A 15,238-nucleotide genomic window follows, 5' to 3' on the forward strand; every position below is an offset into this window, starting at 1 on the left:
GATACTTTATGCGGATAAACGTTGAATGATGGCCTCACGCAAGGCCGGCAACAGGGCGCGGCGCGCGGCCAGCACCTCGGGCGCCGTCTCGCGCTGCACCACGGCCCAGCTCGGGTTAGGGAAATGCGCGTCGTCACGGTAGCGGGGGATCACGTGCCAGTGCACGTGCGGCGTCATGTTGCCGAAACTGGCCACATTGACCTTTTCCGGCGCCATCACTTCGCGCACGGCCAGCTCGACCTGCCACACGACTTCCATCACGTAGTTACGCTCGCCCGGCGTGAGATCCGTCATTTCCTTCACGTGCTTGTTCCAGATCACGCGGCAAAAACCGGGGTAGGCAGGGTCGTCGACGGCCACCACGGACAGGCGTTCGCTGCGCCACAGCAAGGCCTCACAGCCCTGCTTCTTGGCAAAACCATCGAGCAACTGACACAGATCGCAAGGCGTGGACATTACACGAGCACCCGTTCGATGCCGCCGTCATTGGCGCGTTTCACGTAATCGGGCATCCAGTTCTCTCCCAGCAAGTGTTTGGCGATCTCGACGACGATGTAGTCGGCCGTCGTGCCCGAATCGTCATTGTAGCGCGACAAGCCTTGCAGGCACGACGGGCAGCTGGTGAGGATTTTGACGTCGCCGGTGAACCCATCGCCGCGCAGCTTGTCGGCACCCTTGACCATCTCTTCTTCCTTGCGGAAACGCACTTGCGTGGAAATGTCAGGGCGCGTGACGGCCAAGGAACCCGATTCGCCGCAGCAACGGTCATTCTTCTCGATCTTCACGTTATCCACCGTGCTGATCAGGGAGTTGATCGTCTTGCCCGATTCCTGCAGCTTCATCGGATTGTGGCATGGCTCATGGTACATATAGCGCGTGCCGTTCACGCCTTCCAGCTTGACGTTTTTCTCCAGCAAATACTCATGGATATCCATGATGCGGCAGCCAGGGAAAATCTTCTCGAACTGGTAGGTGGCCAACTGGTCGTAGCAGGTGCCGCACGACACCAGCACCGTCTTGATGTCCAGGTAATTGAGCGTGTTGGCCATGCGGTGGAACAGGACGCGGTTGTCCGTCATCATCTTCTCGGCCTTGTCGAACTCGCCCGCGCCCCGCTGCGGATAACCGCAGCACAGGTAGCCAGGCGGCAAGACCGTCTGCACGCCCACTTCCCACAGCATCGCTTGCGTGGCCAGGCCCACTTGCGAGAACAAACGTTCCGAACCGCAGCCGGGGAAGTAGAACACGGCTTCCGTATCGGCCGTCGTCGTCTTCGGATTGCGGATGATCGGGATGACCTTGTCGTCTTCGATGTCGAGCAGCGCGCGCGCCGATTTCTTCGGCAGGTTGCCCGGCATCTTCTTGTTGATGAAGTGGATCACCTGCGCCTTGACGGGCGGCTTGCCCGTCGATGGCGGCGGCGCCTTGGTTTGCTTTTTCGCAAATTTCTTCAACAGATCGTGGCCCAGGCGCTGCGCCTTGTAACCCCAGCCGATCATGACCTTGCGCGTGGCGTTGATGGTCACGGGATCGGTGGCGTTGAGGAACATCATCGTCGCCTTGGTGCCCGGATTAAAGCTCTTCTTGTCCATCTTGCGCAGCAAATTGCGCATGTTCATCGACACGTCGCCGAAGTCGATGTTCACGGGGCAAGGCGTGACGCATTTATGGCAGACCGTGCAGTGGTCGGCCACGTCCTCGAACTCTTCCCAATGCTTGATGGAAATACCGCGGCGCGTCTGCTCTTCGTACAGGAAGGCTTCGATCAGGGACGAGGTCGCCAAAATCTTGTCGCGCGGCGAGTACAGCAAGTTGGCGCGCGGCACGTGGGTCGAGCACACGGGTTTGCACTTGCCGCAACGCAAGCAGTCCTTGACGCTGTCGGCGATAGCGCCGATATCGCTTTGCTGCATGATCAGCGATTCGTGTCCCATCAGGCCGAACGATGGCGTGTAGGCATTGCGCAAGTCGGCGCCCATGCCCGGCAGGTTCAGCAGCTTGCCCTTGTTGAAACGGCCTTCGGGATCGATGCGCTGCTTGTAGCTGCGGAAGTCGCCGATCTCTTCTTCCGTCAAAAATTCCAGCTTGGTGATGCCGATACCATGTTCGCCGGAAATGACGCCATTGAGCGAACGGGCCAGGATCATGATGCGGCCCACAGCTTCATGGGCGTCCTGCAGCATTTCGTAATTGTCCGAGTTGACGGGCAAGTTCGTGTGCACGTTGCCGTCGCCCGCATGCATGTGCAGCGCGACGAAGACGCGCGAACGCAAGATGCGCGCGTGTATGGCCGTGGCCTCGTCGAGAATCAGTTTAAAGGCGGCGCCGTTGAAGATCTGGCGCAGCTGGGCGCGGATTTCCTGCTTCCACGTGATGCGCACGGTGCGGTCCTGTACCACGTCGAACAGGGTGGCGTTCGGCTGCGTTTGCAGGCGCGCATCGAACACGGGCAGCAAGCGCTCCATGCCCAGTTCGGCCAGTTCGCCCTTCACGTCGACCAGCGGACGGTCGAGCTGGGCCAGCAGATAGGTCCAGCGCGCCGTCACTTGCGCCAGCAACTGCTGCGCCTGCTCGGCGCGGTCGCCCAGCATTTCAGCGTCGTCGACGCGGTCATCCGATGCATCGTCGCTCTTGCCGATTGGCAAGTTACCCTTGGCAAAGAATTCGCTGAGGGCTTCCGCCAGTTGCAGTTTATTCTTGATCGACAACTCGATATTGATGCGTTCGATGCCATCCGTGTATTCGCCCATGCGGTTCAGGGGAATGACGACGTCTTCATTGATCTTGAACGCATTGGTATGCTTGGCGATCGCCGCCGTGCGGGCGCGATCCAGCCAGAATTTCTTGCGCGCTTCGGGGCTGACGGCCACAAAACCTTCACCCACGCGGGTGTTGGCGATGCGCACCACTTCCGACGCCGCTTGCGCGACGGCGTTTTCATCGTCGCCGACGATGTCGCCAAACAGGGCCATCTTCGGCAGCACGCCCCGCTTCGACTTGGTGGCGTAGCCGACGGCGCGCAGGTAGCGCTCGTCCAGGTGTTCGAGACCCGCCAGGCGGATGCTCGTGTATTGCTCGCCTTTCGCCGGCAAGCCGTCGAGGTAATCCTTGATTTCCACGATCGACGGAATCGCGTCGCGCGCCTGGCCGAAGAATTCCAGGCAGACGGTACGGGCGAACTTCGGCATCTTGTGCAGAATCCAGCGCGCCGACGTGATCAGGCCGTCGCAGCCTTCTTTCTGGATACCCGGCAAGCCGGCGAGGAATTTGTCCGTCACGTCCTTGCCCAGGCCTTCCTTGCGGAATTTACGGCCAGGAATTTCCAGGATTTCCGTCTTGAACGGCGCGTTCGGTTTCGTCGCGTCGCGCGTGCTCGGGTGACGCCATTCCAGCTGGAAACGTGCGAGCGCGATATCGTGGATCTTGCCCAGGTTATGGTCGAGGCGCGTGACGTCGAGCCAGTCGCCGTTCGGGTCGACCATGCGCCACGAGGCCAGGTTGTCGAGCGCCGTGCCCCACAGCACGGCTTTCTTGCCGCCCGCATTCATGGCGACGTTGCCGCCGATGCAAGAGGCGTGGGCCGAGGTGGGGTCGACGGCAAACACGAAACCGGCCTTCTCCGCCGCTTCCGAAACCTTGTTCGTGATCACGCCAGCGCCCGAATTGATCGTCGCGTATTCGTGCGTCAAGCCAGGCAAGACCGTCATTTCCACGGCGCCCAGGGTGATCAGTTTTTCCGTGTTGATGACGGCCGACATCGGCGTCAATGGAATCGCGCCGCCCGTGTAGCCGGTGCCGCCGCCGCGCGGGATGATGGTCAGCCCCAGCTCGATGCAGCCCTTGACCAGGCCGGCCATTTCCTCTTCCGTGTCGGGCGTGAGCACGACGAACGGGTATTCCACGCGCCAGTCGGTGGCATCCGTCACGTGCGACACGCGCGTCATGCCGTCGAAGCGCACATTGTGTTTTTCCGTGTAGCGGCCCAGCACCTTGACCGTGCGCTTGCGCAAGTCGTAGGTCTTGCGGAATTCATCGCCAAAGTCGGCCACGGCCTTGCTGGCGGCCTTGAGCAGCAGTTCGACGTTATGGCTGCGCGCCTGCGCCACTTCCGGCGTCTCGCCGCTGGCGGCCACGTCGCCGCCGGCCGCATCGATGGACAAGCGGCGCTTGTCGACTTCGGCCAGGCGGTGATGCAAGGCATCGATCAAGCCCTGGCGGCGCTTCGGATTGTCGAGCAAGTCATCCTGCAGATACGGGTTGCGGCGCACGACCCAGATATCGCCCAGCACCTCGTACAGCATGCGGGCCGAACGGCCCGTCTGACGGGCGCCGCGCAGCTCGTCGAGCAGGCGCCAGGAGTCCTCCCCCAACAGGCGTATGACGATCTCGCGATCGGAAAACGACGTGTAGTTATACGGGATTTCGCGCAGGCGGCTTGCTGCGGGACCATTCGGCGTTTCTGCCAGTAAAGCTTGGATTTGTGCGGGAGCGTTCATGGAGTGTGGTGACGATGTGGACTGGACCCTAAAGACCCATTTTATCTTATTGCGCCGCACCATGCGGGAACAGCCTTAGGCAGCCTAAGGTTTAAGCACCGCATCCGCCACCATAGCAAATATGGAAAAGCCCTCCATTGCCGAATAAAAAACCAGATTCTACGAATTTTCAACGAAAAAATACCAAAAATCAGACTCTGCTGCGAACTATCGAACTGCACGAAATGGGGCAAACTGGCGTTGCAGGCCGTCCCATTCAAGCCAGCATCTGGCCGATCCGGTGCCAAACACCATCGGGGACGTAGAGCAGCAAGCCTGTCATGGTCAGGTAGCGTGCGCACTTGCCGATGGCCATATAGGCCACGCTGGGCCAGAACGGCAACTTGAGCCAGCCCGCCAGGGTACACAGGGGATCGCCCACGAGGGGCAGCCAGGCCAGCAGCATGGTCTTGGCGCCATAGCGGGCCAGCCAGCGGAACCAGCGCGTATCGCGCTCCTTCGCGAACGCCTGCTTGGCCCGGTAGCCCATCCAGTAGTCGACGATGCCGCCCAGGGTATTGCCCAGGGTGGCGACGCCGATGGCGGCCCAGAACAGCGCGGGATTGGCCTTGATCACGGCAAACACGGCCGGCTCCGAGCCGAGCGGCAAGAGGGTAGCGGAAATAAAGCTGATCAGAAAGACCGATGTCAGCCCGACTTCCGGTGCTGCGATCAGCTGCAGCAGCCAGGCGATTGCGGATTCGATCATGGAACACTTCGCGATGCGGTAAGGCTCTCCATTATAATGAAGAGCAGCCTGGGCGCCGCACACATCGCGCCGGCTGGCAAAGGCAGACCCGCCCGCAGTTCCACAGAGCATTATTGTCGCCAGGCTATCCGCCGCCGCGCCGCCGCTATCGACAGACACGCTCCAGACCCTTTCTGGCCCAGAATCACTTGCTTGCAGACTATGAACATCGACTACCTCAAGAAAATCCTGACCGCCCGCGTCTATGACGTCGCCACCGAAACGCCGCTGGAACTGGCCCCAGCCCTGTCGCAGCGCCTGAACAACCAGATTTACTTCAAGCGCGAAGACATGCAAAGCGTGTTCAGCTTCAAGATTCGCGGCGCCTACAACAAGATGTCCAAGCTCAGCGAAGCGGAACGCAAGCGCGGCGTGATCTGCGCCTCAGCCGGCAACCATGCCCAAGGCGTGGCCCTGTCGGCCGCCCGCATGGGTTGCCGTGCCGTCATCGTCATGCCCACTACCACGCCGCTGGTGAAGGTCGAGGCGGTCAAGGGGCGCGGCGGCGTGAACGTGGAAGTGGTGCTGCACGGCGAGTCGTACACGGATGCCTACAACCATGCGCTGACTCTGGAAAAGGAACAGAAGCTGACCTTCGTGCACCCGTTCGACGACCCGGACGTGATCGCCGGCCAGGGCACGATCGGCATGGAAATCCTGCGCCAGCACGCCGGCCCCATCCACGCCATCTTCGCCCCCATCGGTGGCGGCGGTTTGATCGCCGGCATTGCTGCCTACGTAAAACAGATTCGCCCCGACATCAAGATCATCGGCGTGCAAAGCGTCGACTCGAACGCCATGGCCCGCTCGCTGAAGGCGGGCGAGCGCGTGACCCTGAACGACGTGGGCCTGTTTGCCGACGGCACGGCAGTGCGCCTGGCCGGCGAGGAAACCTTCCGCCTGGTGCAGGCGTATGTCGATGAAATCATCACCGTCGACACGGACGCCATCTGCGCCGCCATCAAGGATGTGTTTACGGATACGCGCAGCATTCTGGAGCCGTCCGGCGCCTTGGCCATCGCCGGCGCCAAGGCCTATGTGGAACGGGCCAGCCTGACCAAGCACCCCGTCAACAATGAAACCCTGGTCACCATCGCCAGCGGCGCGAACATGAATTTCGACCGGCTGCGTTTTGTGGCGGAACGGGCCGAGCTGGGCGAATTCCGCGAAGCCGTGTTCGCCGTTACCATGCGCGAACAGCGGGGCAGCTTCAAGCGCTTCTGTTCGCTCATCGGCGCGCGCAACGTGACGGAATTTAACTACCGCATCAGCGATGAAAAAGCCGCGCACGTGTTCGTCGGCATTCAAATTGCCGACAGGCATGAATCCAGCGTGCTGGCGAAGACCTTCGAGGAACACGAATTCAAGACCCTCGACCTGACGCACGACGAGCTGGCCAAGTCGCACATCCGCCACCTGGTGGGCGGCAAGAGCCGGCTGGCGCAGGACGAGCTGCTGTACCGCTTCGAATTCCCCGAACGCCCGGGCGCGCTGATGCGCTTCCTCGACAGCATGGCGCCGAACTGGAATATTTCCCTGTGCCATTACCGCAGCCAGGGCGGCGACGTGGGCCGCATCCTGATCGGCCTGCAGGTGCCGCCCGATGAAATGGGAGAATTCGCCCGCTTCCTCGATACCCTCGGGTATCGTTACTGGGATGAGAGCAGCAATCCCGTCTACAAGCTGTTTTTAGGTTAGTTCTAACCCAGGCGAACAAGCTGGGGTCAGACCCGACGGGTCTGACCCCGAAATAGGCTACCATGCGTGCTTGACTGAATTCACGCCACACGACCATGACCACCACCAACGACCTCGCCGAACAATCCCCGCTGGGCAAAAGCTCCGCCTACCGCACCGATTACGCGCCGGAATTGCTGTTTCCGATTCCGCGCCAGGGCAAGCGCGACGAGCTGGAACTGCACGGTACATTACCGTTTTTCGGCCTCGATATCTGGAACGCCTACGAACTGTCGTGGCTGAACCAGCGCGGCAAGCCGCAGGTGGCCATTGCCAAGGTCAGCGCGCCGGCCGATTCGCCCAACATCATCGAATCGAAATCGTTCAAGCTCTACCTGAACTCGTTCAACCAGACCAAGCTGGACAGCCCGCAAGCCCTGCTGGCATTGCTCAAGCAGGATTTGTCGAATGGTTTCGGCGCGCCCGTGCAAGTGGAACTGACTTTGCAGGAAGATTTCGGCAAGCTCAAAATGGGCGAGTTCGACGGCGTGCTGCTCGACCGTCTGGACCTGGAAATCACGCAATACACGCCCTCGCCGCTGCTCTTGAAGGCGGCGCTCGATGAGGCGCCCGTGGAAGAAAAACTGGTGTCACATTTGCTCAAATCGAATTGCCTGGTGACGGGCCAGCCCGACTGGGGCAGCGTGCAGATCGTGTATGCGGGGCCGCAGATCGACCAGGAAAGCCTGTTGCGCTACCTGATCGGTTTCCGCGAACACAATGAATTCCACGAGCAATGCGTGGAACGCATCTTTGTCGATATCTTGCGTCAGTGCAAGCCCCAAAAACTGTCCGTGTATGCGCGCTATACGCGCCGCGGCGGCCTCGACATCAATCCCTGGCGCAGCAACTTCAGCACGGGAGCGATGCCGGGCAATCTGCGCAACGCGCGCCAGTAACGCTAGGCAACACCGCGCAACACCGCAAAACCATGCCAACAGGAATGTTGGCTGTGTTTTAAAACAACGTTGCAGTAGTGCCGCAGAGCATGTCAAAGACGCTGAAAAATCGGAAAATCGGCATTCGGCGGCGGAAAAACCGGCGCGCCGCGTGTTTTTAATCAAGAAATAGCCGATACACGCCGATGTTATTTTTTTGCTAAAATGATGGTCACATTGGCTGTAGCGCCCACTGCGCCCGCAGCGGACGTATACTGTTGAGAATTGGCGTTACAGGCCGCGAAAACAGGCCTATAATTCGGCTCGCAAGCCCTCTGCGCATTGCACCATTTCATTGAGTGTCATGACTAATCTTAGCAAAATATTATCCCTCGAAAACGTCCTGCTGGACCTGGAAGTTTCCAGCAAGAAGCGCGCCTTCGAGCAAGCCGGCCTGATCTTCGAAAACAATTACGGCATCGCCCGCTCTACCGTCTCGGACAATCTGTTTGCCCGCGAACGTCTGGGCTCGACGGGTCTGGGTCATGGCGTGGCCGTGCCGCATGGCAGAGTCAAGGGCAGCAAGACCTTGAAATCGCCGCTGGGCGCCTTCGTGCGCCTGGCCGAACCGATTCCGTTCGAGTCGCCCGATGGCAAGCCCGTCAATCTGCTGTTTTTCCTGCTGATTCCCGATCATGTCACCCAGCAACATCTGGAAATCCTGTCGGAAATCGCCGAAATGTTTTCCGATGACGCCTTCCGTACGGCATTGGCCACGGATCCGGAACCGAAATCCGTGCATTCGCGCATCGTCAATTGGCAACCCAGTCTGCAAGCGGCGGGTTAAACTTCAGGTATTCCTCCACTCCTGAAGAAGACTGCCATGTTGCAAACGCCGCTGACGATACAACGCCTGTACGACGATAATCGTGAAAGTCTGCAACTGGGCTGGTTCGCCGGCTTCCCCGGCGGCGAGCGCCTGATCTCGGGCGACGTCTCGTCGGCCGCCGACCAGGTAGGCCACTTGAACCTGATCCATCCGGGCCGCATCCAGGTCTTCGGTCACCAGGAAATCAACTACTATCAGCGCCTGAAGGTCAACACGCGTACCCACGTGATCGGCGAACTGATCGCCGGCGGTCCGCCCGCGCTGATCATCGCGCAAGGGCTGGAAACGCCGCCCGACATCCTCGCCATCTGCGACGAGCAAAACATCCCCCTGTTCTCCACCCCGCTGCCGGCCGCGCAAGTGATCGACTTTCTGCGCGTCTACCTGTCGAAAAAACTGGCGCAGCGCATCATCATGCATGGCGTGTTCATGGACGTGCTGGGCGTGGGCGTGCTGATCACGGGCGATTCGGGCCTGGGCAAGAGCGAGCTGGGGCTGGAGCTGATTTCGCGCAGCCACGGCCTGGTGGCCGACGACGCCGTCGAATTCTCGCGCATCGCGCCGAACATGATCGAAGGCCGCTGCCCGCCCCTGCTGCAAAACCTGCTGGAAGTGCGGGGCCTGGGCTTGCTCGACATCAAGGCCATCTTTGGCGAAACGGCCGTGCGCCGCAAGATGCGCCTGAAACTGATCGTCCACCTGGTGCGCCGCAACGCGCTGGAAGAGGAAGTCGAGCGCCTGCCTTTCCTGTTCCCTACGGAAGACGTGCTGGGCTTGCCGGTGCGCAAGGTCGTCATCCCCGTCGCCGCCGGCCGCAACATCGCCGTGCTGCTGGAAGCGGCCGTGCGCAACACGATTCTGCAACTGCGCGGCATCGATACCTTGCAGGAGTTCATGGAACGGCAACGCCTCGCCATGAGCGGCGATTAGCAACGTAGGTCGGATTAGCGGGGCCGCCGAGGTGGGGCAAGGCCCCGCGTAATCCGACAGCATTGTTGGCGCGTGCAGCAAAGAAATATCACAGCCCAAATTGCAATAATTTGTAAAGATAATTGCATCGGGAGCGCGGTGCCGGTCTTTATTGTATGATCGGGCTATGCATATCGTCCTTATCACCGGAATATCCGGCTCCGGTAAATCCGTCGCGCTCAATGTGCTGGAAGATACCGGCTACTATTGCGTCGACAACCTGCCGCCGGCCTTGCTGCCGAGCCTGGTGCAAACCTTGCTCGACGAAGGCACGCCGCAACTGGCCGTCGCCGTCGATGCGCGCAGCGCCGAATCGCTCGTCAGCTTGCCGCACAATGTCGCGCTGTTGCGCGACCAGGGGCATGACGTCAAGGTCATGTTCTTGACAGCCACCACGCATTCGCTGGTGGCGCGCTTCTCGGAAACGCGGCGCAGCCATCCGCTGTCGCACGAGTTGCGTCCGAACCAGAATCCGGCCAGCCGCCGCACCCTGATCGAGTGCATCTCGGAAGAACGCGAACGCCTGTCGGCCATCGAACAGCTGGGCCATGTGATCGATACCTCGGAACTGAGCGCCAACAAACTGCGCGCGTGGATCAAGGATATCGTCGCCTCAGAGCGCGCGCCGCTGACCCTGTTCTTCGAATCGTTCGCCTTCAAGCTGGGCGTGCCGCTCGATGCCGATTTCGTCTTCGACGTGCGGGCCTTGCCCAATCCCTATTACGACCTGGCCCTGCGCCCGCTCGACGGCCGCGACGCGCCCGTGATCGCTTTCCTCGACGCGCAACCGAGCGCGCTGGAGCTGCTGGCCGACATCCGCGCCTTCATCGAAAAATGGCTGCCGTCGTTCAAGTCCGACAACCGCAGCTACCTGACGGTGGCGCTGGGCTGCACGGGCGGCCAGCACCGCTCCGTGTACATGGCGGAACGGCTGGCGCAGTATTTCGGCCCCAAAGAAAGAGTCGTGCTGCGCCACCGCGAGCGTTCTTAATCAGTCGAGGTGGCGCAGCGGATGGGCTTGCGCCGGCCAGACAGGCGCAAAGAAGCGCGCCACCATGCTGGCATCGACCTCGTCCAGGCTGGCGGGGTTCCAGCGCGGCGCATTGTCCTTGTCGACCACCAGCGCGCGCACGCCCTCGAGCACTTCGCCATGTTCGAAATTGTGGCGCACCACCGTGCGCTCCATGCGCAGGCAATCGGCCACGCCCAGGTGGGCGCCCCGCTGCAGCAACTCCAGGGTCACCGACATCATCAAGGGCGAGCGCAAGCGCATGGCCGCCAGCGCCTTCGCCGCAAATGCGCCGTCATCCTTCGCCAGCGAGGCCATGATGGCGGCCACCGAACCCGCGCTGAAGTGGCGGTCCAGCGCAGCGCGCGCCGTGGCCAGGGGGGAAGCGCCCGCCTCGGCCTGGAATGGTGCCGCCAGTGCCTTGATAGCGACCGGCAAGCCTTCGCCCGGCGTTGATTCGAACAGGGCCAGCAGCGCCCCCATCTGCGCCTCGGGCACGTAGACATCGGCCAGGCCCGTGTAGAGGGCGTCGGCCGCGTTGATCGTCAAACCCGTCAAGCCCAGGTACAGGCCCAGCTGACCCGCCAGACGGGACAAAAAGTAACTGCCGCCCACGTCGGGGAACAGCCCGATATTGACTTCCGGCATGGCCATGCGCGTGCGGCCCGTGACGATGCGCAGGCGGTTGCCGGGCCCCGCTTGCGCCACGCCCATGCCGCCGCCCATCACCACCCCATCCATGACGGCGATATACGGTTTCGGATAAAAATGGATCAAATGATTTAAAGCATATTCTTCCGTAAAGAAATCTTCCAGCAAGGCGCTGCCGCCCTGCGGCGTGGCCAGGCCCGCGTCGTAAAAGAAACGGATGTCGCCACCCGCGCACAGGGCTTTTTCGCTGCTGGAGCGGATCACCACGGCGTCCACCTGCGGATCGTCGCGCCAGGCCAGCAAGGCCGCGCTCAGGGCGCGCACCATCTCCAGCGACAGGGAATTCAAGGCTTTCGGACGGTCGAGCACGATGTGGCCCGTGCGGTGGCGGATGGAAATCTGGACGAGGTCGCTCATGGCAGGCAGGAAAGAAGTGAAAGTGCAAACATTCTAGCGCCTGCGCGGCGAACATTGCGTTTCGCTGGACGCAAAAAAGGGCGCAATGTGCGCCCTTAGTTGATCACAGCCGGTTGAAAGTCGCGGGCCGCTTAGGCGGGGGCGAATTCTTCTTCCGAACTGTCTGGCAGATGCTTGATCGCCTCTTTACCGTGCCCTTGCACTTTGGTTTTGTATTTCATCACTTGCCTATCGAGCTTGTCGATCAGGGTATCGATCGCGGCATACAGGTCGTGCGCCAGGCTTTCCACATAGACAGTTTTGCCGCTCAGACGCAGGTTGACTTCGGCCTTTTGACGTTTTTCTTTCTCTTTGAGGTTATCCACGGTCAGAATCACGGCGATATCGATAACTTGATCGAAATGACGTTTCACGCGCTCCAGCTTCGTTTGTACGTATTCACGGATGGCTGGTGTCACTTCGAGATGATGTCCGCTGATGGTGAGATTCATACACACTCCTAAAGATGATCGGGTTCGTGCGGTCCATCGTATCCGGCCCGCAGAGGAACCGAAAAAAACTTACAAACACTTACGCAGGCTCACTGGCGGAATTTTTAATGCTTCCCGGTATTTGGCAACAGTACGTCGCGCAATCACCATGCCTTGTTCCCCCAGCATGTCCGCAATCTTACTGTCGGATAAAGGATTTTTAGGGTCTTCTGCTCCTGTCAGTTGCACGATCAATGCCCGTATCGCCGTCGATGAAGCTTCGCCCCCCGCTTCGGTGGCGACGTGGCTACCAAAGAAATATTTCAACTCGAACATGCCGTGCGGGGTCAGCATGTACTTTTGAGTTGTTACCCGCGAGATAGTACTCTCGTGTAAACCCAGTGTATCAGCTATTTCACGGAGCACAAGGGGGCGCATGGCAACGGCCCCATGCGAGAAAAAGTTCTTTTGTCTTTCTACTATCGCCTGCGCCACGCGCAGAATCGTGTCGAAGCGCTGGCGCATGTTCTTGATCAGCCACTTGGCTTCCTGCAACTGTGCACCCATGGCGCCCTCGCCCTTGCCCTGCTTGAGCAAGTTGGCGTACATGGCATTGACGCGCAGGCGCGGCATGACGTCGTTGTTCAGGGTCACTTGCCAGCCATTGCGCGCGCGCTTGACGACGACGTCGGGCACCACGTAATCGGACACGTCCGCAGCGAACACGGCGCCCGGATGCGGGTTGCACTGGCGAATTACCGTCTGCGCTTCACGCAAGTCTTCATCGTCGCAATCGAGGGCTTTTTTCAGCTTGTTGAAATCGCGCTGGGCAAACCAGGCCAGGTGCTTTTCCACGATGACGAGGGCCATGCGCCGCGTCACCATGGCGATGTGCGGCAAGCGCTTGATTTGCAGCGCCAGGCATTCGGACGCATTGCGCGCGCCCACGCCGGGCGGATCGAAACTTTGCAGCAGCGACAAGGCCGTGCGCATCTCGTCGGCATCGATTTCCAGCTCTTCCGGCAGGCGCGCCAGGATGTCGTCGAGCGACTCTTCCAGGTAGCCATTGTCGTCGAGCGCGTCGATGATCAGCTCGACCAGCGCGCGGTCGCGCAATTCGAGCACCGTCACGCGCATCTGCTCCATCAGGTGTTCGCGCAGGGTGCAGTGATGGGCCTCCAGCTGCGGGCGCGAATCTTCGTCGTCGGGCGCCTTGCCCCGGCTCGCCTCGCTCCAGTCACTGTCGCCGCCATCCGCGGCGGCCGGGCCCTCGCCCGCCTCGCCGTCAAAGGTTTCCGCTTCGGCCGGCGCCGCGGGCGCCTCCTGGCCTGGCGGCTGGGGCGGCGCTTCGGCCGGCGCGGCCGTGGAGCTCAAGGCCCCATCGGACAGCAGGCGCAGCGAACGGTCGAGTGGATCGTCGAGGCGCTCGAGCAAGGGATTGTCCGTCAGCAGTTGCTCGAGTTCCTGATGCAATTCCAGAGTAGACAATTGCAACAGGCGTATCGATTGCTGCAACTGCGGCGTCAGTGCCAGGTGCTGCGAAGTGCGCAGCTGCAATGATTGTTTCATTGGCTTACATGCGGAAGTGTTCGCCCAGATAGACCCGGCGTACCGACTCGTTCGCGATGATGTCGTCGGGGCGTCCCGACGCCAGTACCGAGCCCTGGTTGATGATGTAGGCACGGTCGCAAATACCCAGCGTCTCGCGCACATTATGATCGGTGATCAGCACGCCGATATTGCGCTCCTTCAAGAAGCGCACGATGCGCTGGATCTCGATCACGGCGATCGGATCAACGCCGGCGAACGGTTCGTCGAGCAGCACGAAACGGGGATCGGTGGCCAGGGCGCGGGCGATTTCCACGCGGCGGCGCTCGCCGCCCGACAGGGACAGCGCCTGGTTCTCGCGCAACTTTTCAATCTGCAAGTCGGCCAGCAGTTTATCCAGGCGTTCCTCGATCTCGGCCTTCTTCAAAGGACGGCCTTCGACGGTCTGGATTTCCAGCACGGCGCGGATATTGTCTTCCACCGTCAGCTTGCGGAACACGGACGCCTCCTGCGGCAGATACGACAGGCCCATCTGTGCGCGGCGGTGGATCGGCAGGCTGGAAATGTCCACGCCGCTGATGTCGATGCTGCCGCCATCCGACGGCACCAGGCCGACGATCATGTAGAACGAGGTGGTCTTGCCGGCGCCGTTCGGGCCCAGCAGCCCCACCACTTCGCCGCATTCGACTTGCAGCGAGACATCATGCACGACTTGCCGCTTGCCATAGGTTTTCTGCAGTCCGCGAACGATCAGGGTGCTGCCGCAACGGGTATTGTCCATTATTTCGTTCCTGGCACAGGTGTGGCCGGCGCTTTCTCCGCCGCGGGCGCCTTGGTCTTCGGCTGGATCACCATGCGCACGCTGCCGCCATCGGAGGTGCTGGTGCCGCTGTCGGAATTTTCCATCTTGAATACTTCCTTGCGGCTGTCATACGAGATGAAGGCGCCATTGGCCACGTCCGTCACTTTCGTGCCTTCCAGGCGCGTCAGCTTGGCCTTGGAAAACAGTTTCACCACTTCCGTCTTGTTGTCGTATTCCACACGTTCCGCTTCGCCTTCGACCCACAGGTCGCCGGCGCCATCGCGCTTCTGGCGGAACGTGGCCAGCTTGCCGGGATCTGCCCAGAAGGTGATGAACTGGTAGCCTTGCGGGTCTTCCGTGATCAGGGCCCGGCCCGCCTTCATGGTCAGCGTGCCCTTGACCAGCACGACGTCGCCCGTCAGGGTACGAATCTGCTTGACGTCATCGACGTGGCCGCTACGCGCCGTGATGACGGCTTCCTTCTCGGAATCGGCCTTCTCGGCATGCGCCACGCCCATGAGGGCCAGAGAAAATACGCTCAACAGCAAGATGTTCTTCATAGTATGGTTTCCTTGTTTCATTCTG

13 protein-coding genes are annotated in these 15,238 nt (G+C 60.9%); 5 read left to right on the top strand and 8 right to left on the bottom strand.

Annotated elements, in window-relative coordinates:
- Positions 1–6: 6 nt before the first annotated feature.
- From IGS60_RS25625 to IGS60_RS25635, 3 genes are all read right to left on the bottom strand, one after another.
- Positions 7–456, bottom strand: coding sequence for an HIT family protein (locus IGS60_RS25625; RefSeq protein ID WP_230506586.1), 450 nt, complete (start codon positions 454–456; stop codon positions 7–9).
- Positions 456–4,496 carry a DUF3683 domain-containing protein gene (locus tag IGS60_RS25630; RefSeq protein ID WP_230506587.1) on the bottom strand — a complete coding sequence of 1,347 codons (4,041 nt, stop codon included), beginning with the start codon at positions 4,494–4,496 and terminating at the stop codon, positions 456–458. Before IGS60_RS25630 ends, IGS60_RS25625 begins: the two co-directional genes overlap by 1 nt.
- Positions 4,497–4,752: 256 nt before the next feature.
- A complete protein-coding gene (locus IGS60_RS25635; protein ID WP_070221645.1) occupies positions 4,753–5,244 on the bottom strand; it encodes a YqaA family protein in 492 nt (163 codons plus the stop codon).
- A gap of 201 nt (positions 5,245–5,445) precedes the next feature.
- Here IGS60_RS25635 and ilvA point away from each other — a divergent pair, with 201 nt between their 5' ends.
- The 5 genes from ilvA (at position 5,446) to rapZ (ending at position 10,747) form a co-directional block, all read left to right on the top strand.
- Positions 5,446–6,981, top strand: a complete 1,536-nt coding sequence (gene ilvA, locus IGS60_RS25640; RefSeq protein WP_034753344.1) for a threonine ammonia-lyase, biosynthetic — start codon at positions 5,446–5,448, stop codon at positions 6,979–6,981.
- Between the two features lie 95 nt (positions 6,982–7,076).
- Positions 7,077–7,919: an NADPH-dependent 7-cyano-7-deazaguanine reductase QueF gene (gene queF, locus IGS60_RS25645; protein ID WP_230506588.1), complete on the top strand. Its 843-nt coding sequence runs from the start codon at positions 7,077–7,079 to the stop codon at positions 7,917–7,919.
- A gap of 343 nt (positions 7,920–8,262) precedes the next feature.
- On the top strand, positions 8,263–8,745 hold the full coding sequence (locus tag IGS60_RS25650; protein ID WP_034753339.1) for a PTS sugar transporter subunit IIA: 483 nt from the start codon (positions 8,263–8,265) through the stop codon (positions 8,743–8,745).
- Between the two features lie 36 nt (positions 8,746–8,781).
- The gene (hprK, locus tag IGS60_RS25655; RefSeq protein ID WP_034753337.1) at positions 8,782–9,717 is read left to right on the top strand and encodes an HPr(Ser) kinase/phosphatase; all 936 of its coding nucleotides are present in this window, start codon (positions 8,782–8,784) and stop codon (positions 9,715–9,717) included.
- A 166-nt stretch (positions 9,718–9,883) separates the two neighbouring features.
- On the top strand, positions 9,884–10,747 hold the full coding sequence (rapZ, locus tag IGS60_RS25660) for an RNase adapter RapZ (protein WP_070221648.1): 864 nt from the start codon (positions 9,884–9,886) through the stop codon (positions 10,745–10,747).
- Here the strand turns inward: rapZ and IGS60_RS25665 are convergent, their stop codons facing one another.
- From IGS60_RS25665 to lptA, 5 genes are all read right to left on the bottom strand, one after another.
- Complete coding sequence (locus IGS60_RS25665; protein WP_230506589.1) at positions 10,748–11,833, bottom strand: enoyl-CoA hydratase/isomerase family protein; 1,086 nt, start codon at positions 11,831–11,833, stop codon at positions 10,748–10,750.
- Positions 11,834–11,964: 131 nt separating this feature from the next.
- Positions 11,965–12,324, bottom strand: a complete 360-nt coding sequence (raiA, locus tag IGS60_RS25670) for a ribosome-associated translation inhibitor RaiA (RefSeq protein WP_070221650.1) — start codon at positions 12,322–12,324, stop codon at positions 11,965–11,967.
- Positions 12,325–12,393: 69 nt separating this feature from the next.
- A complete protein-coding gene (locus IGS60_RS25675) occupies positions 12,394–13,872 on the bottom strand; it encodes an RNA polymerase factor sigma-54 (RefSeq protein ID WP_070221651.1) in 1,479 nt (492 codons plus the stop codon).
- A 4-nt stretch (positions 13,873–13,876) separates the two neighbouring features.
- On the bottom strand, positions 13,877–14,632 hold the full coding sequence (gene lptB / locus IGS60_RS25680) for an LPS export ABC transporter ATP-binding protein (RefSeq protein ID WP_034753325.1): 756 nt from the start codon (positions 14,630–14,632) through the stop codon (positions 13,877–13,879).
- On the bottom strand, positions 14,632–15,213 hold the full coding sequence (lptA, locus tag IGS60_RS25685; protein WP_070221652.1) for a lipopolysaccharide transport periplasmic protein LptA: 582 nt from the start codon (positions 15,211–15,213) through the stop codon (positions 14,632–14,634). Before lptA ends, lptB begins: the two co-directional genes overlap by 1 nt.
- Positions 15,214–15,238: the final 25 nt, after the last annotated feature.

It is taken from the genome of Janthinobacterium sp. FW305-128 (genome assembly GCF_020858135.1).
Taxonomy (GTDB): domain Bacteria; phylum Pseudomonadota; class Gammaproteobacteria; order Burkholderiales; family Burkholderiaceae_D; genus Janthinobacterium.